General features: G+C 62.4%; 26 protein-coding genes. 12 read left to right on the top strand and 14 right to left on the bottom strand.

Features of this window, described 5'->3' with window-relative positions; genetic code table 11:
* Nucleotides 1–2: 2 nt before the first annotated feature.
* Genes DI605_RS03715 through DI605_RS03705 form a run of 3 tightly spaced genes read left to right on the top strand, consistent with a single transcriptional unit; the run spans nt 3 to nt 3,538 of the window.
* Nucleotides 3–1,337 (top strand): MFS transporter, encoded by a 1,335-nt coding sequence (locus tag DI605_RS03715; protein WP_293970140.1) that lies wholly within the window; start codon nt 3–5, stop codon nt 1,335–1,337.
* Nucleotides 1,338–2,372, top strand: a complete 1,035-nt coding sequence (locus DI605_RS03710) for an AraC family transcriptional regulator (RefSeq protein ID WP_293969218.1) — start codon at nt 1,338–1,340, stop codon at nt 2,370–2,372.
* Between the two features lie 44 nt (nt 2,373–2,416).
* A complete protein-coding gene (locus tag DI605_RS03705; RefSeq protein ID WP_293969215.1) occupies nt 2,417–3,538 on the top strand; it encodes an L-lactate dehydrogenase in 1,122 nt (373 codons plus the stop codon).
* Between the two features lie 83 nt (nt 3,539–3,621).
* On the opposite strand, the gene DI605_RS03700 is transcribed toward DI605_RS03705, so the two are convergent.
* Nucleotides 3,622–5,958, bottom strand: a complete 2,337-nt coding sequence (locus DI605_RS03700; RefSeq protein ID WP_293969212.1) for a TonB-dependent receptor — start codon at nt 5,956–5,958, stop codon at nt 3,622–3,624.
* 157 nt (nt 5,959–6,115) lie between these two features.
* Nucleotides 6,116–8,434: a TonB-dependent receptor gene (locus tag DI605_RS03695; protein ID WP_293969209.1), complete on the bottom strand. Its 2,319-nt coding sequence runs from the start codon at nt 8,432–8,434 to the stop codon at nt 6,116–6,118.
* A gap of 390 nt (nt 8,435–8,824) precedes the next feature.
* Between DI605_RS03695 and DI605_RS03690 the strand changes: the two genes are divergently transcribed.
* From DI605_RS03690 to DI605_RS03680, 3 genes are all read left to right on the top strand, one after another.
* Complete coding sequence (locus DI605_RS03690) at nt 8,825–10,150, top strand: amidohydrolase family protein (protein ID WP_293969205.1); 1,326 nt, start codon at nt 8,825–8,827, stop codon at nt 10,148–10,150.
* A gap of 263 nt (nt 10,151–10,413) precedes the next feature.
* Nucleotides 10,414–10,638, top strand: a complete 225-nt coding sequence (locus DI605_RS03685) for a hypothetical protein (protein WP_293969202.1) — start codon at nt 10,414–10,416, stop codon at nt 10,636–10,638.
* 596 nt (nt 10,639–11,234) lie between these two features.
* On the top strand, nt 11,235–12,158 hold the full coding sequence (locus DI605_RS03680) for a LysR family transcriptional regulator (protein WP_293969199.1): 924 nt from the start codon (nt 11,235–11,237) through the stop codon (nt 12,156–12,158).
* A 67-nt stretch (nt 12,159–12,225) separates the two neighbouring features.
* Here the strand turns inward: DI605_RS03680 and DI605_RS03675 are convergent, their stop codons facing one another.
* Nucleotides 12,226–12,417 carry a helix-turn-helix domain-containing protein gene (locus DI605_RS03675; RefSeq protein ID WP_293970137.1) on the bottom strand — a complete coding sequence of 64 codons (192 nt, stop codon included), beginning with the start codon at nt 12,415–12,417 and terminating at the stop codon, nt 12,226–12,228.
* Here DI605_RS03675 and DI605_RS03670 point away from each other — a divergent pair.
* Nucleotides 12,343–12,744: a hypothetical protein gene (locus DI605_RS03670; RefSeq protein WP_293970196.1), complete on the top strand. Its 402-nt coding sequence runs from the start codon at nt 12,343–12,345 to the stop codon at nt 12,742–12,744. The two genes, DI605_RS03675 and DI605_RS03670, sit on opposite strands and share 75 nt — an antisense overlap.
* A gap of 19 nt (nt 12,745–12,763) precedes the next feature.
* Here DI605_RS03670 and DI605_RS03665 read toward each other — a convergent pair whose 3' ends face one another.
* The 10 genes from DI605_RS03665 to trbB are packed head-to-tail and all read right to left on the bottom strand — an operon-like array spanning nt 12,764 to nt 21,895.
* Entirely contained in the window at nt 12,764–13,945 is a 1,182-nt protein-coding gene (locus DI605_RS03665; RefSeq protein ID WP_293969196.1) for a TrbI/VirB10 family protein, read from the bottom strand.
* On the bottom strand, nt 13,942–14,790 hold the full coding sequence (gene trbG, locus DI605_RS03660) for a P-type conjugative transfer protein TrbG (RefSeq protein WP_293969193.1): 849 nt from the start codon (nt 14,788–14,790) through the stop codon (nt 13,942–13,944). The genes DI605_RS03665 and trbG overlap by 4 nt, the downstream gene beginning before the upstream one ends.
* The gene (gene trbF / locus DI605_RS03655) at nt 14,787–15,476 is read right to left on the bottom strand and encodes a conjugal transfer protein TrbF (RefSeq protein WP_293969191.1); all 690 of its coding nucleotides are present in this window, start codon (nt 15,474–15,476) and stop codon (nt 14,787–14,789) included. The genes trbG and trbF overlap by 4 nt, the downstream gene beginning before the upstream one ends.
* Nucleotides 15,473–16,786, bottom strand: a complete 1,314-nt coding sequence (gene trbL / locus DI605_RS03650) for a P-type conjugative transfer protein TrbL (protein WP_293969188.1) — start codon at nt 16,784–16,786, stop codon at nt 15,473–15,475. The genes trbF and trbL overlap by 4 nt, the downstream gene beginning before the upstream one ends.
* Before the next feature lie 3 nt (nt 16,787–16,789).
* Nucleotides 16,790–17,197 carry a putative entry exclusion protein TrbK-alt gene (gene trbK-alt, locus DI605_RS03645; protein ID WP_293969186.1) on the bottom strand — a complete coding sequence of 136 codons (408 nt, stop codon included), beginning with the start codon at nt 17,195–17,197 and terminating at the stop codon, nt 16,790–16,792.
* Nucleotides 17,190–17,936: a P-type conjugative transfer protein TrbJ gene (gene trbJ / locus DI605_RS03640; protein WP_293969184.1), complete on the bottom strand. Its 747-nt coding sequence runs from the start codon at nt 17,934–17,936 to the stop codon at nt 17,190–17,192. Before trbJ ends, trbK-alt begins: the two co-directional genes overlap by 8 nt.
* Nucleotides 17,933–20,386, bottom strand: a complete 2,454-nt coding sequence (trbE, locus tag DI605_RS03635) for a conjugal transfer protein TrbE (protein ID WP_293969182.1) — start codon at nt 20,384–20,386, stop codon at nt 17,933–17,935. Before trbE ends, trbJ begins: the two co-directional genes overlap by 4 nt.
* A gap of 5 nt (nt 20,387–20,391) precedes the next feature.
* A complete protein-coding gene (locus DI605_RS03630) occupies nt 20,392–20,655 on the bottom strand; it encodes a VirB3 family type IV secretion system protein (RefSeq protein WP_133497036.1) in 264 nt (87 codons plus the stop codon).
* Nucleotides 20,655–20,969 (bottom strand): TrbC/VirB2 family protein, encoded by a 315-nt coding sequence (locus DI605_RS03625; RefSeq protein WP_293969178.1) that lies wholly within the window; start codon nt 20,967–20,969, stop codon nt 20,655–20,657. Before DI605_RS03625 ends, DI605_RS03630 begins: the two co-directional genes overlap by 1 nt.
* A complete protein-coding gene (trbB, locus tag DI605_RS03620; protein WP_293970134.1) occupies nt 20,966–21,895 on the bottom strand; it encodes a P-type conjugative transfer ATPase TrbB in 930 nt (309 codons plus the stop codon). The genes DI605_RS03625 and trbB overlap by 4 nt, the downstream gene beginning before the upstream one ends.
* Nucleotides 21,896–22,214: 319 nt before the next feature.
* Between trbB and DI605_RS03615 the strand changes: the two genes are divergently transcribed.
* The 5 genes from DI605_RS03615 to DI605_RS03595 all read left to right on the top strand — a co-directional run bounded on the left by DI605_RS03615 (nt 22,215) and on the right by DI605_RS03595 (nt 25,166).
* Nucleotides 22,215–22,586: a hypothetical protein gene (locus tag DI605_RS03615; protein ID WP_293969176.1), complete on the top strand. Its 372-nt coding sequence runs from the start codon at nt 22,215–22,217 to the stop codon at nt 22,584–22,586.
* 326 nt (nt 22,587–22,912) lie between these two features.
* On the top strand, nt 22,913–23,650 hold the full coding sequence (locus DI605_RS03610) for a hypothetical protein (RefSeq protein ID WP_293969173.1): 738 nt from the start codon (nt 22,913–22,915) through the stop codon (nt 23,648–23,650).
* A 149-nt stretch (nt 23,651–23,799) separates the two neighbouring features.
* A complete protein-coding gene (locus tag DI605_RS03605; RefSeq protein ID WP_293969170.1) occupies nt 23,800–24,111 on the top strand; it encodes a type II toxin-antitoxin system MqsR family toxin in 312 nt (103 codons plus the stop codon).
* A 1-nt stretch (nt 24,112) separates the two neighbouring features.
* Nucleotides 24,113–24,604 carry a type II TA system antitoxin MqsA family protein gene (locus DI605_RS03600; RefSeq protein WP_293969167.1) on the top strand — a complete coding sequence of 164 codons (492 nt, stop codon included), beginning with the start codon at nt 24,113–24,115 and terminating at the stop codon, nt 24,602–24,604.
* Nucleotides 24,605–24,980: 376 nt separating this feature from the next.
* Complete coding sequence (locus tag DI605_RS03595) at nt 24,981–25,166, top strand: hypothetical protein (RefSeq protein WP_293969164.1); 186 nt, start codon at nt 24,981–24,983, stop codon at nt 25,164–25,166.
* A gap of 28 nt (nt 25,167–25,194) precedes the next feature.
* Here DI605_RS03595 and DI605_RS03590 read toward each other — a convergent pair whose 3' ends face one another.
* Nucleotides 25,195–26,022: a hypothetical protein gene (locus DI605_RS03590; RefSeq protein WP_293969161.1), complete on the bottom strand. Its 828-nt coding sequence runs from the start codon at nt 26,020–26,022 to the stop codon at nt 25,195–25,197.
* Between the last annotated feature and the right edge of the window lie 18 nt (nt 26,023–26,040).

The raw sequence follows: 26,040 nt of genomic DNA, 5'->3' as shown, positions 1-26,040 counted from the left end.
GGATGATCGATGAAGGCGGCTGGAACATCTATCAGAAGCGGGTGCTCGTCTTGGCGACGGCGGCCATATTGTTGGACGGGCTGGACAATCAGATGCTGGGCTTCGCGATGCCCGCACTCATAACATCCTGGAACATCAGTCGCGAAAGCTTCGTGCCGATCGTGATGATCGGCTTGCTCGTCATGTCGGTTGGCGGAGTGCTGGGCGGGCTGCTGGGTGATCGCATTGGCCGCCGCCCGTCGCTGATTGGCGCGGTTGGTATCTTTGGCCTGGCAACAGCGGCCAGCGCCTTCGCCAACACGCTCGCCGAACTTGCCGCGCTGCGCTTCATTTCCACGTTCGCGCTCGGCGCGGCACTACCCAATGCGACGGCGATCGTTTCGGAATTCTCACCACTCCGCCGCCGCAGCCTCGCAGTGTCGATCAGCATGTTATCGGTGGCAATCGGTGGCCTGCTGGGTGGTGTACTGTCGGCATGGCTCCTGCCTCTCCACGGCTGGCGGTCGCTGTTCATGGTCAGCGGGGCGTTGACGATCAGCGTGGCGGTCACCATGGTGTTTATGCTTCCCGAGTCTCCTCGTTTCATCAGTCTGCGCCCGCATCGTCACCGCGAACTCGATCGCATCCTTCGATCCTGTGGCCTTGCTCTGCCGGCACGTTACAACGTCGCCGTCCCCGAACGGTCCGAAGCGGCGCTCCGGAAACGCGCCTTGTTCGTCCCGCCTCTGCTACGCGATACCATCGCTATCTCAACCGCCTTTTTTTGTGCGCTGGTCGGCAATTACCTTGTCTTCAACTGGGCGCCGACGATGTTGACGGTGGCAGGTTATGGGCTTGCCGTGTCTTCGGTTGGGCTGGGCGCCTATAATATGGGCGGGGTCTGCGGCGCGCTAATCGGCGCCACACTCATGGATAGGCTCGGCGCGCGCCGTCCGATGCTGGCCATGGCCGGATTGGGGGGAATATTCGCCCTATTAGTCGGCCATATCCTGTCGGCCGGCCCGCAGCAGGTCTGGTTCGTGGTCGGCGCCTTCTGCATACAAGGCGCGTTCGTTGCCGGTCTTCAGGTGATGATCTTTTCGCTCGCCGTCCAGGCCTATCCCGCACCGATCCGCGCGCTGGGCGTGGGCGTGACGCTGTCCACCGGTCGCCTTGGCGCCATCGCGGGCGCGGGTGCCGGTGCGATGATCGTGGCGGCTGGCATCGACCGGTTTTTCCAAGTCGTCGGCATCGCGACGATCGGTGTCGGCGCGGCCGTGCTGATCGTCAAGCTGCGCAAGGAGCCGCCCGCGAAAGTTAGACTTCCGATGGCCGACGTTCCGCCGGCAGGAGGTTGAATGATGACGTCACCGATGGCCGAGCAGATCAGTCGCATCAACAATGCGGCTTATCACATAAGATCCAGCGAGCAGGGGCTGGTGGAACGGCAACTGAGCCAGTCGCTGATGCCGCACGCCATGCGTTGCCTGTCGCGATCCGGCATCGACACACGCATGGAAGCTCTCGATCTGGGCGGCGTCCTCATCTTCGACCTCAGTTATGGCGGTGACGTGGCGATCGATGTCGGCACGCTAAATGACTGTCATATTGTCCACGCTGCCGTCGGCGGAGACGCTTGGGTCAGCCATGGGCCTGCGCGTTATCGTATGGCTGCGGACAATTTGCTGGTGTCCTCGCATGGCGAGGCGCTCAGCCTCGAGCTTCCCGCTGGTTCGCGGAGCTTGGGCGTCCGGCTGTCGACGGCGGCAATCGCGCGCAAGTTGCGACAGGATTGGGATGTCGAGCTTGATGCCCCCCTCCTTTTTGACGCGACGGTCGATCCGTCCCGCGCTTTAGCGCTAGGATGGCGGGACATTCTGAAGTCGATCTGGCGACAATGGCGCCTTACGCCCGAACTGCTGGCCGATCCGGTCATCCGGCTTCACTATGCTGGCTTGCTGACCGATTTGTTGTTGCGTCACCATCATCACAGTCAAAGCGATCGGATCCTACAACCGTCCAGCCCGGCGCGGCCCTGGTACGTCCGTCGCGCTATCGAAATGATCAATGCTTTTCCGGATGCGGCTTTCACCGTCGCCGGCATGGCGGAGACGATCGGCGTTAGTCCGCGCACGCTCCAGACCGGCTTTCGCCGATTCACCGGCAAGGCACCCGCCGATTACATTCGCGTGCGTCGTCTCGATCGTCTGGATCGGGCGCTGCGGAACGCCATTGAAGGCCAGACCGTGACCGAGACGATGCTCGCTTGCGGCATAGCCAATTTTGGCCGTTTCGCCGGCTATTATCGGGAAAGGTTCGGCGTATCTCCCACCGACACTTTGCGTGCGGCGACGGACCGCAAGCAACTAGCTTGCCCGCGCCTGTCGATATGACGCATTCTACACCGCCCGCTCGCTCGCTTCGCTACGCGCGATCGGTGGCCGACTATCGCGCCATAGCACGACGCCGGTTGCCGCGCTTTCTGTTTGATTACCTTGATGGCGCGGCGCTAACCGAACGGACCGCTACACGGAATCGCGATGATCTGGATGCGGTCAACTTACGACAGTTTGTGATGCGCGATGTCAGCACCGTGTCGATTACTACCACGCTGTTCGGCCAGGAACTAGCTATGCCTGTCATATTGGGTCCAGTGGGTCTCGCCGGCATGTTTTCCCGGCGCGGCGAAGTGCAGGCAGCGAAGGCAGCGCGGAACCACAGCATCCCCTTTTCTCTATCTACTGTCAGCATCTGCGGCGTTGGCGAAGTCGCCAGCCAAGCCGGCGTCGCGCCATGGTTCCAATGCTATATGCTGCGCGACCGGGCGTTCATGCGGGCGATGCTGGCCGAAGCTTGGGCGGCAGGGTGCCGGGTGCTACTGCTGACGGCAGATGTAGCGGTATCAGCCCCGCGCTATCGCGACCGGCAATCGGGCCTGACTGTCACCGGCAGCCTGCACGGCAAATTCCGTCAAGCGGCACAGGTGATGGCGCGCCCGTATTGGGCCTGGCACGTCTATCTGCGCGGCGGGCCGCTGGTTTTCGGCAATATTGTGCCGGCTATCCCGGATGCCAGCACATTGGCCGACTTCTGGGCGTGGCTCGGCGTCAATTTCGACCCGGCGCTGTCCTGGGACGATATTGCCTTCGTCAAGGCGCAGTGGAATGGCCCTGTCATCGTGAAAGGCATATTGGAGCAAGGGGATGCGGTGCGCGCCATAAATTCCGGCGCCGATGCGATTATAGTGTCGAACCATGGTGGCCGCCAACTGGAAGGGGCGTGCTCGACCATATCGGCCTTGCCTAGTATAACCGAGACCGTCGCCGGCCGCATCCCAATCCTGATCGATGGCGCGATTCATTCGGGTGCAGATGTGCACAAGGCGCTGTCGCTCGGCGCAGATGCGTGTCTGCTCGGTCGGGCATGGGCCTTCGCCCTGGCTGCGGGCGGGGAGGCGGGCGTTGCGCAATTGCTCGCCGATCTTGCTGGCGAGATCAAGGCATCGTTCGCCCTGTCGGGCTGTACATCCGTCGCCGAGGTGGAAGCCGCTCGCCGCTAATCTCGCGGTTTATTCGGCAAACGCAAAAAAGAAGCGGCCCCCGTATGCGCAGGGGCCGCCATCAAGCGTGATGACCGCGACGCTCAGCGGTAGCGATAACTCAGCGTAACGCCGTACGTACGTGGCCGTCCCGCATAGCGGGCCGCGACGTCTGCCCCCGCATTGACCACGTTCGTCCAATAATATTCATTGGTCAGGTTCTTGACGAAACCGCTGATCCGCCAAGTATCGTCAATGGCATGAATGCCCGCGCGCAGGTCGACCAGGGTATAGGCCTTGATCGCTAGCAAAGGTTCGTCTCCCAAAGCGGCATTCGTCGCGCTTTGATAGGTTGCGCCAACGCCCGCGAATATGGCGGCCGAGCCGGAGACCGGAACGTCATATTGCGCATCGCCGGTCAGTTGCCACTTTGGTGTTAGCGGGAAGGCTTGGCCGCTCAGGTTCACCGGTCCACGCAAGATGCCGGTGAAGTTGGTGAAGTTGCCATCGATCTGCGATTTGACATAGGTCGCGCCGCCATTGAGCGTCAGCCCCGATACGGGCTGCCAAGCCAACTGCAACTCCGCGCCCTCGACATGCGATTTGGGAATATTAAGGAGCTGGTTGAGGCCACCGAGCGTGGGGTCGATGATACGACCCCGTATCTGCTTGTCCTGGTAGTCATAGTAGAAGACCGCGCCGTTAAGCTGGACGGTCCTGTTAAGCAGACCTAGCTTGAAACCGGCTTCATAGGCAGTGACGGATTCCTGCGTGGCCGGGAAAAGCGAGAGAGAGAAGGTCGCGCCGGTCGTTGGGAAATTGCCGTTCTTGTAGCCACGGCTAATATTTGCATAGAGTAGCGAAGTTGAATTGATCTTCCAGTTGATTCCCGTGCGCCAGGATACATTATTCTCCTTGAGCGTATTGGTGTAGACCGCCGGCACCAAGCTGGTATTCAGTGTCACGCAACTGCCCGGAGGGATGACGATCGGGGCTAGGCCTTGGCGCGCGCGCAGGCCGTTGGCAGCGCCCTGCACGGCAGCGCTAACGTCACCTGCACCCAGATCATACAGGCACCCTTCGTAAGCCCGTTTCTGATCGGTGTAACGTACGCCGCCCTGAAGCGTCAGGCCTTCCGCGACTTCCCAGTCAACGTTAGCGAAGCCGGCATAGGTATCGACTTTGTTGTTGCTCCGCGCTTCGGCAGAGTCGAAAGGAAAGCTCGAATCCAGCACTCGAGGTTGGGTGGCATCAGACACATTGTCATGCTGATAGTTCGCGCCGACGACCCAACGGATACCATTGTCAATCCTGCCTGACAGCCGGAGTTCCTGCGTGAAGGTCTTGGCGAAGCCATGGTTGAATACGCTGAAATTCTGGATCGCCATGCCGTCAGCGTCGGTAAAATTGCTCCGCTTCAGCTTTTCATAGGCGGTGATCGAAGTCAGCATTAGATCGTTGCCGAAATCGTAACTGGCACGGACCGAGCCCTGATAGAAATCATCGTGGGTGAAGAGGTTCGCGTTCGGATCCCAATCGGCCGCGCGCGGTGTTTCGGGGGAGAGTGGATAATTACGCACCGCTAGCGGTACACGTGCGATGGCGGGATTAAATACGCCAACCAATTGCCCCGCCTGAGTATCGGAGCGGTCCTGCCATCCATTCGCGTTGAAGTTGAACGTCAGCCGGTCGGTCGCGTCCCAGTCGATCAACAAGCGTGCTGTGACGCGGTCAGCCTTGCCAAGCTCATCGTTACGCGAGCTGCTCTGTTGCCACGGCCCGCTATAATCCTTCTTTACGGCGAGGCGAGCGCGCAAATTGCTGGTCAGCGGACCGCTGACATAGGCCGTGGTCTCGACCTGATCGAAACGGCCTAAGGTAAGATCGAAGCCGGCTTCCAGACTTCTGGTCGGCTTGTTGGCAATGAAGTTGATCGCGCCGCCCGTTGAGTTCTGCCCGAATAGGGTGCCCTGAGGCCCTTTGAGCACTTCGACCCGCTGCAGGTCGAATGCCGTCCCCGAAGACATCAAGGGGAACGGCAACGGCACTTCGTCGAGATAAAGCGTGACCGTCGGCGCCGCCGCCAGGCTCGTTTCGTTAAAACCAATGCCGCGGATTGTGAAGACCGGCGCGCCATAGCTGCTACGAGTGTAGTTCAGTCCGGGTACAACCTTGGTCAGATCAGATATCTGTGTAATACCTTGGTTACGCAGGGCATCGCCGGACAGCGCGGTGATCGAGATGCCGACATCGTTGATCCGCTCGGACCGCTTTTGCGCGGTAACGACGATGTCGCCGACACCTTGCGACTGATCCGCTGCCTGCGCTTCTACTTGAGGCTTCGGAGCGATCTGCTCCTGCGCATAGGCTTGTGTCGGCACCAAAGCCAGCAAGGAGACACCCCCCGCCAAGCGCCATACCCGGTTTGCGATATCGACCATGTTGTTTCCCCTTAATCTCTGTACGAAATCTCCATGCCGTCCTGCGTTTGCTTTTATCCTAACCGACATTTCGATTGAATATTCACGTGATAATTCGCCTTTTAATTTTTGCTGTCAAGCGGATTTTGCGGGACGGAAAGTGGCGAGCGTTCTATCGTTAGAAGCGGCTTCTGAACTCCACGCCAAGCGTACGCGGCGGATTGACGGTGACCCGCGCTTTACCCGGCACTTCCGCACCAACCGCGAGCGCATCCGACAGGTTGGCGCGCTCATCGGTCAGGTTCTTGGCGAACAGGGCAATCTCGGACCTGCCGAAATTCACGCCCAATCGGAGATTGACCAACTCATAAGATGGCCGAATCCGTGGGATCAGTCGCCCATTGGCGTCGGTGTTCGCGTTGATGCTACTGGTGCTCGACCCGACATAGCTGAAATCGCCATGCAGGAACCCGCCGATGCGATCAGTCAGGGTTACCCGGTAGTCCCCACCGATATTTGCAGTGACATGGGGCACTTGAGGCACACGATCCCCCTCGGCAAAGCGGGTGCCCGGTGAACTCTGCGTAAATTTCGCGTCGGTGTAGCCAAAGCCCAAACTGAGATCGAAATTGTCGGTTGGATGCACGTTCAGTTCCAGTTCGACGCCCTGGCTCCGCGCTGCACCGGCATTGCCGCGAAATCCGAAACCGCATTGCAGCTGGATACGCTGCTGGATATTGCTCCAGTCGATCCGAAAGGCGCTGGCGTTCGCGGTGAGGCGTCGGTTCAGCAAAGTCGCCTTGGCGCCGACCTCGTAGCTCCACACGCTGTCGGAGTCATAGAAGCGCGTGCTCTCCGGTGTACGGCCGAGTGCAGTGAGGTTGGCGGCGCAGCCCAAGGCGGTCGGCACTACACCGTTGACACCGCCCGGCCGGAAACCCTTGGCTGCGGTTGCATAAATCTGGTTGCCGCGCGAGAATTCATACTGGATCGACGCTTTTGGCGTAACGCCGCTCTGTGTCTGACTCTGGCGCGGGATTACGGTAGGCCCGCCGACGATAATGCCGTCCGATATGGTCGAAGATGTCGTCTTCACACTGAAACCACGAAGGCCAGCGATTATCTTCAGCTTGTTGGTGAGATTATAGGTGCCCTCGGCGTAGGCGGCGTATTCGGTCTGCACGATCGGCGTGTCAGTCTTGTAAAGCAGATCGGTCCCAAAGGCGCCGCCGAGCCGGGCATTGAGGCCATTGACGATGATCGATGGATAGGAGCGGCCAGTTTCGTTCCGATTGACGTACACACCGGTGACGACCTGAAATGGCCCGCGGAATGAGGATGCGAAACGTAGTTCCTGCGTGTAGCTATCGGTTTGGTTACGGATCTCGGCAACGGTTGCGATCGGGTTGTTCCCGAGACCGAACGCAGCGGTGATGAAATCAGTCGTATCCTCGACATCGCTGGAGCGGCGACGAAAATAGGAGGATGCTGAAGAGAAGCTGCCGAAGCCGGCATCGTATTTGATGTCGAGCGTCGCCAGCAGCCATTTGTCACGCGAGGCTTCCGGCACGTCCAGCGTGCGACGCTGTACCAAGCTTTGCGGTTTCAACACATCCGGTGTGGTACCGCCCGCAACGGCCACATCCGCAAAGGGAAAGCCATTGAGACGGGTGTTCTGATAGAGGATGCGGGGTGTAATCGATAGACGGTCGGTCGGTTTCAGCAGCGCTGCCACGGAGAAGCCGTCGGTCAGCGACTGTCCGATATTGTCGCGGGTTGTAGTGGGGCCGCCTGCAGGGCCGATGACGCGGGCAAAATAGCCTGCGTCTTGCTGGTGGACACCAACGACGCGCAGACCGATTTTGTCGGTCACAATCGGAATGTTGATTGCACCGTCGAGCTGATAATTTGGGCGGTCGGTATTGCGCGTTGTCGAGATCGCCCCATGGACGCGACCTTCAAAATTGGTTGTGCTGGGTTGCTCTGTAATCAGCCGGACCGTGCCGCCCATGGATCGTGCGCCGTAGAGCGTGCCTTGCGGGCCACGCAGAACCTCAATGCGAGATACATCGACAATGCGGGGATCGAGCGATTCGGAAACCGGCGTCTCGTCGATATAAAAGCCGGTGGTGTTGCGGTCTGCGATGCCGCGGATAGCGATGGTGCGCGATCCGGTGGTGCCCTCGGCGGTATTACCAAAGGAGAGATTAGGAATAGACGAACCATAGTCGAAAAAATTTGTCGCTGCCTTGCGCGCCAATGTTTCGGACGTGACGGCCGTTATACTAAGCGGAACGTCTTGGACTGATTGTTGACGGCGTGTCGCTGTAACGACGATGTCGCCTAGCTGGGTGTTTTCCGATTTTGCAGCATCTGCATTGACGGTATCAGCTGGCTGTGCAGGGAACGGTGTCGATGTTTGCGCCACTGCTGGCCAACTCGCACCTGCAAGCAGCGAGCAGATCAACGATCCAACGAAATGGCGCGACTGTATCACAATGATTCTCCCCCTTTAGATTGCGATGATGGCCCGGAGCTTGGTGCCGTACGCATTCTTGTCATTTCTTCGTGGTAATTTGCCCCAGTCTTTATCAAGCTGGAGATGTTGTCGGCATCGCGGGAGATACAAGCCGCACTAATTGCTCTGATCTGTACAGTGTGTTTCGAATGCACAGCGCAAGGGGATAGTTAGGCACCTGCCAACTGGCCAACTGTGCATGCCATCCATGCGATACAGGCGTCCAAGCTCGTTGTTGGTTGTATCTGCCTTGGGCGGGTCCAAGTCCATAATTTGTAAGAATTCAGGCCTTTTAGCGCGCAGGTTTAGTGAAGCATCGGTCGATGATGAGTTGTAATCACAAAGATTGACTTGGAAGGACTCTGAAGGATGCGGAATCTGTGGACCAGGCAGCAGTTTTTGCGATCCCTAATCGCCGGGGTCATTCTGATATCCTATCCTTCGGGCAGCGTCGCGCATGCAGAGAATCTAGTCATCCATGCCGGCGTGCTGATCGACGGCGTATCTCCTCAGCCACGCGAACATGTAACGATAGAAGTACATGGTGACAGGATTTTCGCCATTCGAGATGGCTTTGATGCGCCCGTCGGCATGCGCGTGATAGATCTTGAGGGATACACGGTCCTTCCCGGTCTCATCGATACGCACGTACATCTTTTCTCGACGCCTGGTCGTGGTAACCCGGTCGCCAACAGGGTGACGCATTCGGCATTCGATCGCGCCTATGACGCGGCCGCTAATGCGAGGCTGACGCTGGAGGCTGGCTTCACCAGTGTTCGCGATCTAGGCAATCTCGAAGGCCCGGCTGCGGCCGCAGTTGCTCTTAAACATGCCATTGATAACGGGACCGTTTCTGGCCCAAGGCTGTGGGTTGCTGGCGTACCCTTAGGGCCAACCGGTGGTCACAGCGATCTGCATAACGGCCTCGACCCCGGTCTTGATGACCCGACCTGGTCGGCAATGATCATCGATGGCCCGGAAGCTGCAATCCGGGCGGTGCGGGAATTGAAGCGCGAAGGGGTCGATGTCATCAAAATCATGCCGAGTGGGGGCGTGATTTCCATCAACGACGATCCCGACGCGGTATTGATGTCGGATGCGGAAATCGGTGCGGTCGTCCAAACCGCTCACAGTCTGGGCTTGAAGGTCGCCGCGCACGCGCATGGCACGGCGGCGATCAACAATTCCGTCCGGCTCGGGGTGGATTCGATCGAGCACGGTTCGTTTGCCACGGATGCATCATTCGCGGCGATGAAAGCTCATGGCACTTATCTCGTGCCGACCCTCCTTGTCGCGGATGTCGGGGCCGGCATCGCGCGCGAACATCCCGAACTGCTAAATCCATCATCGGCTGCAAAAGCACTGAGGATCGCGCCCGTAGTCACGGCCAATCTGGGCAGGGCCTATCGAGCAGGCGTGAAAATTGCTTTCGGCACTGATGCAGGTCTTCCAGCACATGGAACAAATGCACGCGAGTTCTCGCTCCTTGTTCGCGCAGGCATGACACCAATGGATGCCATATTCTCTGCCACCCGCAATGCCGCTGATCTTATCGGAGCAAGTGATCGCATTGGTTCGATCGCTACCGGGCGATACGCCGATATCATTGCTGTTAGCGGTGATCCGCTGCAAGACATTTCAGTATTAAATCAAGTCTTCTTTGTTATGAAGGGCGGTTTTATAATAAAGAAATAAAAACATCATTGATAATATGCAAATACTTACTTCTTATTTCTCTTAAGACGATTATAAATGAACAAACATCTTTAACTACCTTCATCGGCAATGGTGATGCATGAGTGCTCGACCTAACTTGCGCCGGTCGCACCTTTCGCAGGCTGGAAGGGAACGAACATATGTTGAGAAGAGGACGGAAGCATTTGAGACGCTTCAGCTCCTGTTCCCGCAGAACTGCCGAAGGATCAGCCGCTGGCCATTGCATTGCCAAAATACGGCCCGTGAAAGCCGAAGCCGATCCATCCATCGCGACGGATACCGATACGCCCGATGAATCGTGGCAGCGCTCAACGCCAGTATCACAGCGCGCAGAATGTTTCGAAGCCCGTGCGCTGACCCCGGCTATCGTGGAAGAGCTTGGACTTGAACGCATGTTCTGGGACAAACCACTCTGTCCGAAGACGGGCTTTGCGAGCGCGATCTTGCCGATCAGACGCGCTGCCTGAGGAACATACCTCATGCCAGGCACCGCAGCTTGTGACTTGCTACGTCACCTAGTTCAATCTACCGGTCGTCCTGCGCGACCATTTGGACTTGGTGTGCGGCGCGCCGACCGAACAGATCGTGGGCGAGCCTCTGGCCCTTGCCGCGTTGGCAACGATCCTAACCTATTCTTCGACCATGAAACGGTTTCAGGACGTGGAGGACGGCCGGTCCGAGTTCGATGTGAAGTTGTGTATCACGCTCGTTGGCGTAGCGCTTCGCGCCAACCGAGGCTGGCCATTCGCGCTCACCTGGCTTTAAGAGACCGTTTGAGAAAGCGCGAAAGAGCGCGTTCTGGTGACGGTTTCGGCCCGCGCCCCCGCCCATTCTCTCGATCCAGTGTCATTCTATCGGAAGGTCGGGCGGGGACGCCGGCCGGAATCGGCTTTCTCAAACGGTCTCTAAGTATAAATAATCGGCGCGCGGTTTCGAAAGTTGATCCGGCCGCATCTGATCGAGGTGACGTATTTCCTCATGATCGCCAACTTGAGCTTATCCATGCTCCTGTTATTAGCGAAAACCTCTTGGCACCAGCGGTGTCTGCTCCTGTATCGTGACCATGACCTCTTCTGGTCCATCCGGAACAAGGGCCCGGTCCCGCCGTCCTGAATTTCGCCAGCTTGAAACATTTCTTAAAGTTGTCGAAACGCGCAGCTTTGCCGCTGCTGCGCGCCAGCTCGGGAGCACCCAGCCGGCTGTCAGTCAGGCGATCGCACGTCTTGAAGAGATTGTCGGCGCTGACCTCTTCGAGCGGCGCCGCGGGGCACCAGTGGGGCTCACGCCCACCGGCCGCGCAATCCTGCCATCCGCGCGATCACTCTTGCACACCATCGACCAGCAAATGGTTCGGGCGGTCGCCACCGCTCAGAGCCGGTCGGGATCGCTGACGATTGGCTTCTATCCAGGGCTTGTTTCAGGTCCGCTCCGTGATGGCATCACGGCGTTTGCCGCCGATCGGCCCGATGTGGGGCTACGCCTCGTCGAAGCATTTCCGCATGAACTGCACAGGCAGCTCAACGACCGCTTGATCGACCTCATGTTCGTTACATTCCTACCGGATCTCACCTCCACGGCGCTTGTCCAGGAAACTCTTTGGGAAGAGCGCATGATTGTAGCGCTGCGGGAAGACCATCAACTCGCGGGCAAAGCGTCGCTCGGCTGGAATGACGTATCGAAGCTGCGCATCATGATGCGGTCTAGCGAGAGCGATCGGACCAGCCATCATGCGCTGCTGTCCCGAATCGGTGAGTGGCCGCTCGATTGCGAACTGCACGATGTGTCGCGCGGCGCCATTTTCGACATGATCCTTATGGGCCTCGGCACGACGATCTGCTTCCAGTCCGCGGCAATCCCCCGAGACGGCATCACCTATCTTCCGATCGCTGACGACGCGGCGGTCGCAAAAGTGGAGGGGGTATGGATTGCTACTGACCGAAATCCGATCCGGCACAGCTTTCTAACATACGTGCGCAAACACATCTAAAGAACCGCCTCGCCCACGCTGGCAGTTCAACCTCTCTAAATCGACGGTCCGGTGAATTCCAAAATCTTTAGCTCGGCGGCCTCTGATCTCGATCATCCCCGTAGTATGGGACTTCCGCAAACAAGGCGGCTGGCCGTACATCAAGCGCTTCGCATACGCCCCAAATCGTGAGCAGCGTGACATTTTGCTCGCCTCGCTCGATCAGGCCGACATAGGCGCGGTCGACGCCCATTTTCGCGCCGACCGCCTCTTGGCTCAAATTGGCGGCGAGCCGATAGCGGCGGAGGTTGCTTCCGAACAGCTTGCGAATATCCATCGCAAGGTTAGAAGCCATCCGGGTACTTTAGCGCTACGTATTATAAAACCCGTCAATCCGGAGCTTTGGATGGAAGAGCGAACGACGCCAAACCCCGCGGTGCGCGCTGCTAGCTCCGACTATGCTGCGATCGATCGCCGGGTCGAAGCCGAACGGCTGATCGGTCTTGCAAAGGCTATGCTAATCGCACCCGAGGAAGAGATCGCGGTGATCTATCTCGACCATGCCATCGACACGCTTCAGGCGATTCAGCTCGATCCAATCACATGAGGGTTCGAAGGTCGGTGCCTTACGTCGGCTCGAGCAGCAAATCCCGCGACACCAGCACGCGCACGCGCGCGCCCGGCCGGACGGTGATGGTCGGCTGAACATCGAGCTGGCGACTGACGATCTTGTCACCCGCGCTTTCCACCGATCGGCCCGCGCTCTCCCGGATGGCGTAAGCGAGGTCGTTGTTACTGCCGCCTCCAGACGTAGCCGCATTGGCACCGACCCCGAACAGGGTGGAGAGCAATCCCGCCATCAGTAATTTGCCGGTGTGGCCGTTCACGCGATCCACCAAACCCGATTGTCCCGCTGCATCCGTCCCGATCAGCCGGTCAAGGTCGATCGAACGGCCGTCGGGAAAGATCATCCGCGTCCAGACCACCAGCGCACGGCTCTGCCCGTAGGTGACACGGGCATCATAAGTGCCGATCAGCCGTGTGCCCTGCGGAATCAGCCGGCTGCGGCCGGTCGCACTGTCGAACACATCCTCTGTCACCTGGGCCACGACCTGGCCGGGAAGGTCGGAAGACAGGCCGGTGATCAGGGCGCCGGCGATCGTCGATCCGGCGGAGATGACATAGCGACCAGCAGGCGCGTTCAGCCTGCCACCGTTCACGGCCGGCTGCACTGCGCCACCGGCCACGAACGCCGCCTTACGATCCTGCGCATCAGCGTTTCCGGCGCGCGCATCATTACTGGGCGCTTCTCCGGGAGGCGCGGCGACGGGTTCCGGTGCTGAGGCCACGGCTCTCACGCCGTCGCCCGCGCCGGCGAACAGCTTGCTTGACCGCGCACTGTCGCGTTGTTGTCGACCACGCTGTTGGTCCGCCGCTGCTCCGTTATTGACGGGAGCCGATGATCCGGATGCAGGGCCGGAAGGCAGCTGCGGTGTGACCGGCTCGGTCGCAGTCGTCGGCGCCGCGATACCGGCGGCCGCAGTCCGAGCCAGATCCCCATAGTTTTTCGGCGCGTCGGCAAGCGCGTCGGTATTGCGGCGTTCAACGGACACCGTTTCCTGAGGGACTTCGGTGCGGTGGCTCATCGTCAGACTGTAGCCGAGCGCCGCCGCCACCCCGAGCGCGCTGACCCCGGTGAGCGTCACCAGCGCCTTGCGCGATAGCCGCCGCGGTGTTGGCGCGGGTGCGCGGGTAGCGATCGGCGGCCGCGCCGCCGGATCGACCGGGCGATCGTCGGGACCGCTCATTTGCCGATCTCCCGGGCACGCGTGCGCTCGATCCGCACGATCTGCTGCCTCTTCGTGCCCAGCCGCAATTCGGCAACGGAGAACAGCCGGTCGACCACCATGTAGCGGCCCGACACCCGATAGTTGACCAATTCGGCATTCTTCCTCTCGCCGATCAGGAATAGCGGCGGCAGTTCGCTCTGCGCGATCGTGGCCGGGAAGAGGATGTAGGTCTTCGCGCCGTCGTCGAACACCTGGACTGGCTTCCACGCCGGATTGGCCCCGGTCAGCCGGTAGGCGAAGTCGAGGTTGGCCGGATCGATGCCGGTCTGGACCTGCGTGTTCGCCACCGCGTTCGCAGCCTCGATCCGGGCGCGCACCGCGATCAGCTCATCCTGGGGATAGGACCAGCCCACGCTCGCCATATAGATGCCGGGCGTCGAGCGAAGCTCGATATGGTAGGTGCGTCTGTCGGTGTTGATGACCAAATTGGTCCTGAGGCCAGGATCGGTCGGCTTCACGAGTACGTGCGTGCGGCGACCCGTTCCGCTCCCACTCGCCGCCTCGCCGATCACCCAACGCACGGTATCGCCCGCCGCCACGGCGCCCGTATCGGACAGCGTCTCGCCCTCCTGCAGCACGATGTCGGTGACCTGGCCGACCGCGGCATAGACCTGATAGAGACCGCCCGGGGCATAGACGAACAGCTGCGTCGCGCCTTGCCATCCAGCGGCACGCGGGCTGACCCGCGCCGCTTCGGTCGCTGCGGCGACCGGTCGAGCCGATGACGGTGCAGTCTGAGCGACTACTGGCGCCGCCGCGAGCAGAAGAAGCGGCATCACAATGGGAACGGTGCGCATGGTCATTCTCCGAGATCTTGCGACCAGTTGATCGCGTGGACGTAGAGGCCGAGCGGATTGCGGCTGAGTGTCGCCGCATCGCTCGGGGTGCGGATCACGATGGTCAGGATCGCCGACCAATGGGTGGTCGCCGCGAGTTGTCCGTGCTCGTAGCGGCGCTCGTCCCAGGCGACGCGGAAGCTGTCGCCCGACGCGCGGACGACATTCTTCACGTCGACCGAGATCTGACGGTCGGCCAGCCCGGCAAACGGGTCGTTGGCGCGGGCATAATCGTTGAGCGCAGCCGCGCCCTGCTCGGTCGTGAAGTCATAGGCGGCGGCAAGATTCTGACGGAGCACAATCGGATCGGCGGGCCGTGATCGCACATTCTCGATGAAGCGCGCGAGATGCCATGCAATCTGCGGATCGGTCGGGCGATAGTCCGTCGCCGCCGGCGCGACAGACCGCGCCGCGCCCAGGCGATCGACCTCGACGACATAGGGCACGATATGCGAGCCGAACCGTAGCCTCAGATTGTCGACGATCGAGAGCGACAGCAGGGCGGTCGCGCCAAAGGCCATCAGCCGCCAGCTACGCGCCTGCACCCGCGCCGAGCCGATACGATCGTCCCAGGCCTGGCCGGCACGCTGATACGGGGTCTCAGGCACAGGTTCGCGGCCGAAGCGCGATGAGGGACGGCGAAACGGGTTCATGAACGATCCTCCAGCGAAATGTGGGCCGATCCGCCATGATGGTCGGCGGACCGCAAGGTGTGGGCGGCGAGCGTCGCGCCCTGGATCATCGCTTGGCGACGGCGGAGCTGCTTGGCCCAGGCCGGGGCGGCTGCCTGCGCCGCAGCCGGCGCCACCGGAGCCTCGGCGGCTTGCGGCTCGGCCGCCGCGCTGCTCTCGCTACCGCTGGGTGCCGGTTCAGCTTCGGACCCGGCGGGTTCCGTGCCGCCGCCTGCGCTACTGCCACCGCCTCCCGGCGCTCCGGACGGCGGGGGAACCGTCGGAGCGCCGCCCGTCGGCGCCGGGGGAGCGGGTGGGACCGACGAGGATCCGCCCGCGGGGGGCGAGCCAGCGGACCGGGAGAGGGTTGAAGCCGCAGCGGAGCCAGCCCGGCCGGCAAGGCCCGCAGCGCCCGCCACGCCCATCGTGGCGGCAGCACCGATCCCCGCGACCGTCGCGCCGGTGGCGACCGCCGCGCCGGCACCGAGTTGCGGGCCGCCCGAGATCAGGCCGGAGGCAATGCCGGGGCCGAAGATGGCGAGACCGAGAAGCGTGAGCGCGGCAAGCGCGAGACTGGCGACCTGTTCGAGCGTCGGTTGCGCGCCGCCGAAATCGATCACGAAGTCGCGGAAGATGGTCGAGCCGATCCCGATGATCACGGCGAGGACAAGCACCTTGACGCCCGTCGCCATCACATTGCCGAGCACGCGCTCCGCGAGAAAGGCAGTGCGGCCGAAGAGCCCGAACGGCACCAGCACGAACCCGGCCAGCGTCGACAATTTGAACTCGATCAGCGTGACGAACAGCTGGATCGCGATTATGAAGAAGGCGAGCAGGACGATCGCCCAGGCGAGCAGCAGCACCGCGATCTGGACGAAGTTGGTGAAGATGCCGACCGGGCCGACCAAGAGCGAAGCCTGGTCGAGCAAAGGCTGCCCCGCATCGATCCCGATCTGCGCGATCTTGCCGGGATGGAGCAGATCGTCCGCGCTGCCCGAGCCAGCCGCCTTCAGGCCGATCCCGGAGAAGCTCAAATAGATGATCTTGGCGAGGCCGTTCCAGTTCGAGATCAGGAAGGCGAAGAAGCCAACCTGCAGCGTCTTCTTGACCAGCCTCGCAACGACATCTTCGCCATCGCCCCAGGTCCAGAAGAGCAGCGCAAGCGTCACGTCGATGACAATCAGCGAACTCGCCAGGAACCCGACGTCGCCATGGATCAGGCCGAAGCCCGAATCGATGTAGCGCGCGAACAGATCGAGGAAGCGATCGATGACGCCCGTGCCTTCGCCCATGGCTCAATGCTCCAATGTCGTTGATGGCGCACCGCCGGCGGCTGGAACGATAGGCGGATCAGCGGGCGCTGGCTCGATCGGCGCCGGCTCGATAGGCACAACCAGGCTGCGGCTCTCGCCCATGAAGCGGCGCCGGTTCACCTCCCACGCCGCACGGCAACGCGCGTCGTCGGTATCGGCGGCAAGCGTCCGGCAGCGCGTGAGCTCGGCGAGAAGCGGATCGGCGCTTGGCGGCGCAGACTCCTCGCTCGCATCGCCGACCCGGTAATGCGCGACCGGCGGGGCCGCATCGCCGAGCGCGATGAGCGCGGCTACGCCCGTGGTCGCGACGGCAGCGGCGATCGCCGCCGATCGCCAGCCGAGCGCGGCAAACCGGCCGCGCGGCTTTGCGAGCTGCTCCCCCTCAGTCATGGAACAGGCTGACGCTTTGCGCGACATAGCCGGTGCCGGGCGCGAGGAACCGCTTGGTCTGCTCGCGGCCCTGCGCCTCATCTGCCGCGGCGCGCGCGGACTCGATCGCGGTAGCTCGCGCCTGTGCCGCCAGCATCGCGGTCAGATCCGCGAGCTGGCGCGTTTGCAGTGCGATCAGTTGGTTGCCCGCCTGTGCCGCCTGCAGCGCGCCCCTCGCCGCCTGGCTTGCGGTCACCAGCGTGCTCGCTTGGCTGCGCGTACCGTCGAGGTTACCGGTGACGGTGGCGCCGGTGCGCAGCGAATCCTGATAGGCCGCCAGGGCATCGGTCCAGCGCGTCTGCGCGTTGGAAACCAGCGTCCCCGACGACGTGCCGGACAGCGAGCCGGCCGGGTAGCGCTGGCTGAACACCTGGTCGATATCCTGCACCCGATAGGCGATCTGCTGCGCCTGGGTAATCAGCGCCCGCGTCCGGTCGATGTCCTGCTGGATGCTCGACAGGACCGAGGTCGGCAGGTTGGTGAGATTGCGCGCCTGGTTGATCAGGCTCTGCGCCTGATTCTGGATTTGCGTGATCTGGTTGTTGATCTGCTGGAGGCTGCGCGCGGCCGTCAGCACATTCTGCGCATAGTTGGTCGGATCGTAGACGATGCCGCCGAACTGGGCGCTGGCGGGCGAGCTCAGCGCCAGCGCGAGCGCGGCGGCGCCGAGGGCGAGCTTGGCGGTACGGGAACGGGTCATGGGACAACCTCCTCGGGCTTGAGTGATCCTGTGGTGAGAAATTCGGCCGCCCAGCCGAGACCGCGGTGGCGGGCCCAGGCAGCGGCGAAGCCCTCGGGGCCGTGCTGCTCGACGAGCGCGGTAATGGCGTTCAGGTCGGTGCGCGACGAGGCGGCCGTGAAGGCGAGCGCGACCGGACCAAGCCCAAGGTCGAACAGCCGGTTGCCGAGGGCGGACTGGCAGTAATAATCCCGCTTGGGCGTCGCCGACGCGATGATCTCGATCTGGCGGTCGTTGAGGCCGAACCGGCGATAGACGCCGAGGATCTGCGGCTCCAGCGCCCGCTCATTGGCGAGGAACAGCCGCGTCGGGCAGCTTTCGATGATCGCCGGCGCGATCGCCGAGCCCTCGATGTCGGCCAGGCTCTGCGTCGCGAACACGACGCTCGCATTCTTCTTGCGGAGCGTCTTCAGCCATTCCTTGAGCTGGCGGCCGAACAGCGGATCGTCGAGCGCCAGCCAGCCCTCGTCGATCAAGATTAAGATCGGGCGACCATCGAGCCAGCGCCCTATCCGGTGGAACAGATAGGCGAGCACCGCTGGCGCGGCCGGCGTACCGACCAGCCCTTCGGTCTCAAACGCTTGCGCGTTGCTGTCCCCGAAATGCTCGATATCGCCGTCGAGCAGCCGGCCATAAGGACCGGCCAGCGTATAAGGAGCCAGCGCACGCTTCAGTCCGGACGCCTGGATCAGCACCGTGAGGCCGGTAAGCGTGCGCTGCGCAACCGGCGCATCGGCGAGGCTGCCCAGCGCTGTCCAGAGATGCTCCTTCACCTCCGGCGTGATCGCGAACCCCTCGCGCGCCAGGATCGCGCCGAGCCAGTCCGACGCCCAGGCCCGTTCGTCCGCTTCGTCGATCCGCGCCAGCGGCTGCAACGATAGCGGCGCGGCGTCGCCGCCCAGCGCGCCGCCGAGATCATGCCATTCGCCGCCGACCGCCAATGTCGCCGCGCGGATCGAGCCGCCATAGTCGAAGGCGAAGACCTGCGCGCCGCGGTAGCGGCGGAACTGCAGCGCCATGAAGGCGAGCAGCACGCTCTTGCCCGAGCCCGTCGGACCGACGACGAGGGTGTGTCCGACGTCGCCGACATGGAGCGAGAAGCGAAACGGCGTGCTCCCGAGGGTGCGCGCATGGAACAGCGGCGGGGCATTGAAATGCCCGTCGCTGGCCGGCCCCGCCCAGACCGCCGACACCGGCATGATATGGGCGAGGTTCAGCGTCGAGATCGGCGGCTGCCGGACATTGGCGTAGGGATTGCCTGGAAGCGAGCCGAGCCAGGCCTCAAGCGCGTTCAGCCCTTCGGCGATGCAGGCGAAATCGCGTCCGCGGACGATTTTCTCGATCGCCTGTAGCCGGAGGTCAGCGTCGCGCGGGCTGTCACCCAGCACTGTGATCGTCGTCGTGACATAGGCATAGCCCGCGATGTCGGCGCCGAGATCCTGCAGCGCCGCGTCGGCCTCGGCCGACTTGTTCGCCGCATCGCTGTCGACGAGGACGCTCGCCTCGTTGGTCAGCACCTCCTTGATGATCGCGGCCAGGCTTTTGCGCTTGGAGAACCAGAGCCGTCGGATGCGATTCAGCATCCGCTGTGCGCTCACCTTGTCGAGGCAGATGGCGCGTGTCGTCCAGCGATAGGCGAAGCCCAGTCGATTAAGTTCGTCGAGCATGCCGGGCACCGTCGCCGCTGGAAAGCCGGTGATCGACAGGCAGCGCAGGTGCTTGCCGCCCAGCTGCGGGGTCAGCCCGCCGACAAGCAGTTCATCCGCAAGCAGCGCATCGAGGTGCATCGGCGTCTCGGGAACCGCGATCTGCTGATCGTGGGTCGAGATTGTCGAATGCAGATAGGTCAGCGTTTCGGCCGACGACAGCCAGGCCGCCTCGGGCATTACGCCCTCGACCATATCGAGGACGCGGCCCGTCTCGCGCTCGAAATCGTCGAGATGGTCGGCCGCCGTCGCGACGCCCTCGGCACCGCCTTCGTAGAAGAGCGATGATGCCTTTGACGTATCGTCGGCCGGTGGCAACCATTGCAGCGTCAGATAATAAGCGCTGGTGAAGTTGGGGCGGGTGATGTCCCCGCCTTCGAACAGGTCGCGCCGTTCTTCGTCGATCAGCATCGAGACCGGATCGGCGAACCCGTCGGAGACGGGGTAGCCCGGCGAGGCGCTGCGCTGCGCCTCGACATAGATGGCCCAGCCGGTACCGAGCCGCTTCAAGGCGCTGTTGAGCCTGGCGGACGTCGCGATCAGTTCGGCCTGCGTCGCGCTGTCGAGATCAGGTCCGCGAAACCGCGCAATCCGCAGGAAGCTGCCATCCTTGTTGAGGATGATACCAGGCGCGATCATCGCCGCCCAAGGGAGGAAGTCGGAGAGCCGCGACGCGCGGCGGGCATGTTCGCGCAGGAACAACATGGGGCTTAGCTTTCAAAGAGGGTGGGAAGCGCGATGTGGCGACGGGCGACGGGGAGGATCTGCGCGTCACGGCGGGCGGCGAAGACGGCGAGACCATGGCCGACCACCGCCATCACGATGCCCGCGATCCAGAGGCGCAGACCGATGCCGATCGCGGCCGCGAGCGTCCCGTTGACGATCGCGAGCGCACGCGGCGCCCCGGCCAGCAGGATCGGTTCGGCCAGCGCCCGATGCACCGGCGCCGCGAACCCGGGCAGATCCTCTTGCATCAGACCAGCGCCCCGCCACCGAAGCTGAAAAAGCTCAGGAAGAAGGACGAAGCGGCGAAGGCGACCGACAGGCCGAACACGATCTGGATCAGCTTGCGAAATCCGCCCGACGTGTCGCCGAATGCCAGCGTCAGACCGGTGATCACGATGATGATCACGCCGATCACCTTGGCGACAGGGCCCTGCACCGAGTCGACGATCGACTGGAGTGGCGTCTCCCAGGGCATGCCCGAGCCGCCCGCCCAGGCCGGAGGCGACGTGAGGATCGCGGCAGCGAGAAGGCCGGCGCGCTGGAGTTTCTGCAAACGCGTCATGATGCTGCTCCTGTGGCAAGGTGGATGGTGACAAGGCGGTAGGTGCCGTCGGGATCGAGGCCCTCGACGCGGACGAGCTCGGACAGTCGGCGCTCGACGCCGCGGCCGGTCAGCACCGCGATCACGTCGATCGTCTCGGCGATCAGTGCGCGCGGCACATGGGCGATGGCTTCGAGAATGAGCTGCTCAAGCCGATGGAGCGCGGCGGTCGCGGTGCCGGCGTGGATCGTGCCGATCCCGCCGGGATGGCCGGTGCCCCAGGCCTTCAGCAGGTCGAGCGCTTCGGGCCCGCGCACCTCGCCGATCGGAATGCGGTCGGGCCGCAGGCGCAGGCTCGACCGCACGAGATCGGTCATCGTGACGCCTGGCGCAATGCGCAACGCCACGACGTTGGCCGCGTCGCAGCGCAGCTCGCGCGTATCCTCGATCAGGATGATACGGTCGCTTCCGCTCGACGCGACACCGAGCAGCGCGTTGGTCAGCGTCGTCTTGCCGGTCGACGTGCCGCCGGCGACGAGGATGTTCGCGCGCGTCTGGACCGCATGCGCGAGATACGCCGCCGCCGTCGCCGTCATCGTGCCGGCCGCCACATAGTCTGCCAGCGCGAGCGGCAGGCTCGCTGGGCGGCGGATCGAGAAAACGGGCTCGGTCACCACCGGCGGCAGCAAGCCCTCGAACCGCTCGCCACCTTCCGGCAGCTCAGCCGAGACGCGCGGGGCGCCCCGATGGACCTCGGCGCCGACATGGTGCGCGACCAACCGGATGATACGCTCGGCTTGCAGCGGACTGAGTGTCTCGTCGGTCGCGGCGATGCCGCTGTCGAGATGATCGACCCACAGCCGGCCATCGGCATTGAGCATGATTTCGGCGACGTTGGCGTCGTCGAGCCAGGCCGCGATCGCCGGACCCAGCGCGCTCCGCAGCATCGCGGTTCCGCGTGCGTGAACGATGGCTGAGGGCTGGGTCACTGGGATGTCTCCGTGGTGCGCGAGCCGCGTGAGCGGCGTCGGAGACAGGTAAAGAATACGAAATTCCGCCGCTGACAACAGCCCCGTGAAGCCGTCGCAGGATCGGCGGCGGCCGGATATCTAGGGCTCGGTCACGTCTGGGCCGGCTGCCGAATTTTGAGCCTGTCACGATCACCCTCGAGCGAATCACTCGCACGGCGGATCATCATTCTCTGGCTGCGAGCAGTATCGCTGACCTAGAATGCGGGCTTTGGATTTCGACTGCTATGAGGTGCCTATGTCGGACATTCCGCATTTCGTTGCTTGGCTCGACTATCTCATCGCCAGCGGCGATTCGGCGGATCAGGCGCTCGCCACCGAATATCGCACGCAGAACTGGGCAATGCGTGAACTCGTCGAGGCAACCGCGGCCGAAATGACGGAAGGCAAGCTTGCCGCGGATTGGCTGGAAAAGATGGAAGCGCAGCGGCGCGTTTGCGACGACCTGACGAAGAAGGTCTTCGAACGCGCCCAGATGCTGGTTGCAGCTGGCGCTTCCCCAGCTGATGCGGCGACCGTCGCAAGGGATTGGCGGGCGCGAGCCACAGGCGTTCACCTCGCCGAATGGCCGGACGATGATCGCGATGATCCGTCATCGACTGTCAACTGAACCTGCCGACCAACGATCATCATGGTGTCGGCGTCGAGCAACATGTTGGGGCCGACCCGGACCAGTGTCATAACAATGGCGTGCCATCTGCAATCGCGTGACGCACTCGGATCGATCGATAGGGGGAAGCATTGAATCCATGGCCTGCGATACCCGACGATGTCGTTGCGTGGTTCCGCAGCGTCTTCGCAGAGGCCAACCGGGCCGTTTGCGAGCGCCTCGTCAATCTTCCGAACATTCGGGAGACCTCGCTCGATGACAGTCTGATCGAAGCGCTGATTCCCGACAGCGCCCCGACCCTTCTGCCCTCGGGCGCGATCGTCCGCATGGACACCCACAATATCGGCGGACTGCGGCGCCTCGGTGCGCCGCATTGGGACTGGGACTTCCCGCAACGCCGTCGGTGGGAGACGGCGGACATCGCGATATTGGTTTTCGTCTATCGCCGCGACAGGCTCGTCGCCAAGAAGATCGGCCTCCTGCAGTCGAAGCGACTCTTCCCAACCAATAGCGATGTCGAGGACGAGGACGAGATCGGCTTCCTTCACGGCATGAACGCATTTATCCGGCGCGAGGGGCAGCAGGCCGCCGCAGCACTCCATCGGATCTACGGCTTCGACCGGACCTGCACATACGCGGCGATCCAAGCCGGCCATCGGCAGGTCGGCTTGATTGACGACCTCAACCGCGACTTTGGCAAGGCGGTCTACTACCTCCTCTACAACCCGCCCGAGCTTCCCTATTCGGTCAGCTATCCGTTGCGGGCGCGGATCCGGATTAGCGACATGCCGGTCGGCAACCGGGTCGTCGATGCCGATGATGTGCATCGTGCCCTGTCGGAGCTGAAGGAGGGGCAATCGCCCAGCTTCGACCATTTGCGATCCGCATGCGCCGCTCGCGATTGGCCGCTCGAAACATGGGCGGCCGACCTATTGCTCACATGCCAGGTCGGTCAGCAGTTCGACGATAGCACCGATGATCGCGTGCGCTATTTCCTCGAGCGGCGGTCCGGGCCGATCGGCGCGGCGCTCGCCGCATCGATCACTCTATCGGATGAGGATTGACCCGCTATTTGGTGGCATGGAAAGCAGCGACATCCGAACGATGCCTCTGAAGCTTGCCAGCGTTGTTCGTCACCCATCGGGGCAGTTAGCCAATCGCCTCAATAACGGAAGAGTGTTGAAAAAGTGACCTCTAAGGTGTATATGTCGTGATGGTAAAGCGAAAGCCCCACCATGATCTGACGGCCATCCAGGCGAAATTTGCCGATCCGGAGACGCTTGAGATCACGAGCAAGGCAACCCGCGATGCCCAGGCGATCGGCTATTCACTGGAGGACATTGTCGATGTGGTGCAGGCGCTGGAACCGGGCGATTTCGTCAAGTCCGAGACAGCGCATAATCCGCCAAACTCAAAGGTTTGGCACGACACCTACAATATCCCCTGTGACGGCCTTCACCTGTACCTGAAGTTTGCCGGCGAGACGCTGATCGATGTGGTGCTGACATCGTTCAAGGAGGTATGACGTGAGCGAGACACGGATTCATCCGGAGACGGGTATGGTACTGCGCCGCGACGTGCGGCAGCAGACGATCGTCGTTGGCTCGCTCTCGCAGACCATCGAGATGCCCGGCTGGTATCCCGAGGGCGACGGCGATGCCATCCACACTGGCGCCGATCTCAAGGCATCGAACGAGGCCTATAAGCTGCTGCGCGAGCAATATGCCGCCCACGTCAAATCCGTCCGCAAGAAGCTCCGGCTGACCCAAGAGGAAGCCGGTGTGATCATCGGTGGTGGAAAGCGCGCGTTCCAAAAATATGAGAGCGGGCGCACGCCGCCAAGCGATGCGGCAGTCGGCCTGATCGAGGTGCTGGCTCGTCATCCTGAAGAAGTCGCGACGCTGCGCGCCTTCCGTCTCCTACCGGGGAAAGTGGCGCCGACCGGCAAGAAAAGTCCACTTCTCGGCAGGCTTGCATCCGGCCGGGCAAAGCGGGGCGTCCGGAAGGCCAGCGCTTGAAAGCCGGATGGTCGAAGGTAAGCGAGCGCAGTCACGGCCCTGGTTACGTCCCGTACGCGTGGGGGAGCAGGCCGCGCCGTGACGGACGCTACGCGTGATGGACCGTGTCGAAGCCCTCATTCATAGGCTGGCGCCGGCCGCGATTTGCGATGATTGTATCGTCGAAAGGCTGGGGCTCGCTGCGTTGCACCAGGCGAGTCTGCGCACGCGCGAATTGGCGGGTACGCGGGCTTATGAGCGCAGTGAAGAGCCCTGCTCTTTGTGCGGCGAACCCAAATCGGTGATCCGCCGACAGGTGCACCGATAGGCCCAGCATCAAGCTGCAGCGCCGCTGGCAGCATTAGACAAGAGGCGCTTTTCGCGACGGAGACGTTCGATGCCAAACCTTACAAAGCCGCTCGAAGCAGCAGCGCGTGCGCTGTGCCGGCTTGAGGGGAACCCTGAGAACATCAAATTCGAAGGCAAGCCGATGTGGCAAAGCTATCTGCCGCAGGCGACGGCCGCGGTTGAAGCAGCGCTCCCGTATCTACGCGATCTCCCGACCGACGCAGCGCCGTCATAACAGAGTCGCCGTACCGGCGACTCGCGCTTCACGCCAGCCACAGGTCGTCTGGCCCAAAATAGGTGATGTCGACCTTGTTGGCCTCGGCGCTCACCTGGGTTCGCAGCAGTCCCCGATGCGCTGGATTGAGTACCGCCTGCAGTTCGCCCATCACACTGCCGTCGGCCGCTGCAACCAACCGCTGGCCATCGAGCACCTTGAGACGCAATGCCGAACCGGCAACCGGCACGATACCATCACGCCATTTCACCCAAGCCCAATAGCGGCGCTCGGACCAAGTCCGCTTCTCGACGGGAACGAAGCTGGCGACAAACTCCCTCCACAGCGCCTTCGTCTCAGCCGTAGGCCAGTCGGCAAGCTGATCGAAAGCCTGCACCACGTCGCTGCCCAACCAGGCCTGAAGCTCGCCCAGCGTCGCAAAGTCCGCTCCCGTATCGGTAACCGCCTTGATCGCGGCCAGACGTGAGGTGAACCCTGCCTGGATGAGGATCGCGGCTGACCGGTTCACCGTGCCCGTTTCGACCGCGGCCACGGCCAATCCAAGTTCGAAATCGTCGAGCGCAAAATCGCCGATGGCATCTCCGTTCGCGATACCGCGTACCCGAATAGCCTCCATCGCCCACGGCAAACGGTACACCAGCCCGCCTTCGACGAACTGAAGCGTCGACGAAGGATCGCCGGCGCCTAATTGCGCCAACGGTTCGCCAAGCAACCACGCCCGCAGAATGTCGCGCCAGTTGCCCGGAAGCGCGTCCGGCGTGAATGGGAAAATCGGGAACACAAGCTCCGCGAGACCGGTAATCGCCTGGATTGCCGCTGCCGCATCGGGTTCTTGCAGGGCTGCGTTTGCCGTCACTAGGCGTCGTGGACAAAG

Source organism: Sphingomonas sp. (assembly GCF_003248515.1).
Classification (GTDB): domain Bacteria; phylum Pseudomonadota; class Alphaproteobacteria; order Sphingomonadales; family Sphingomonadaceae; genus Sphingomonas_I.
This window is presented reverse-complemented; position numbering and strand designations above follow the sequence as displayed.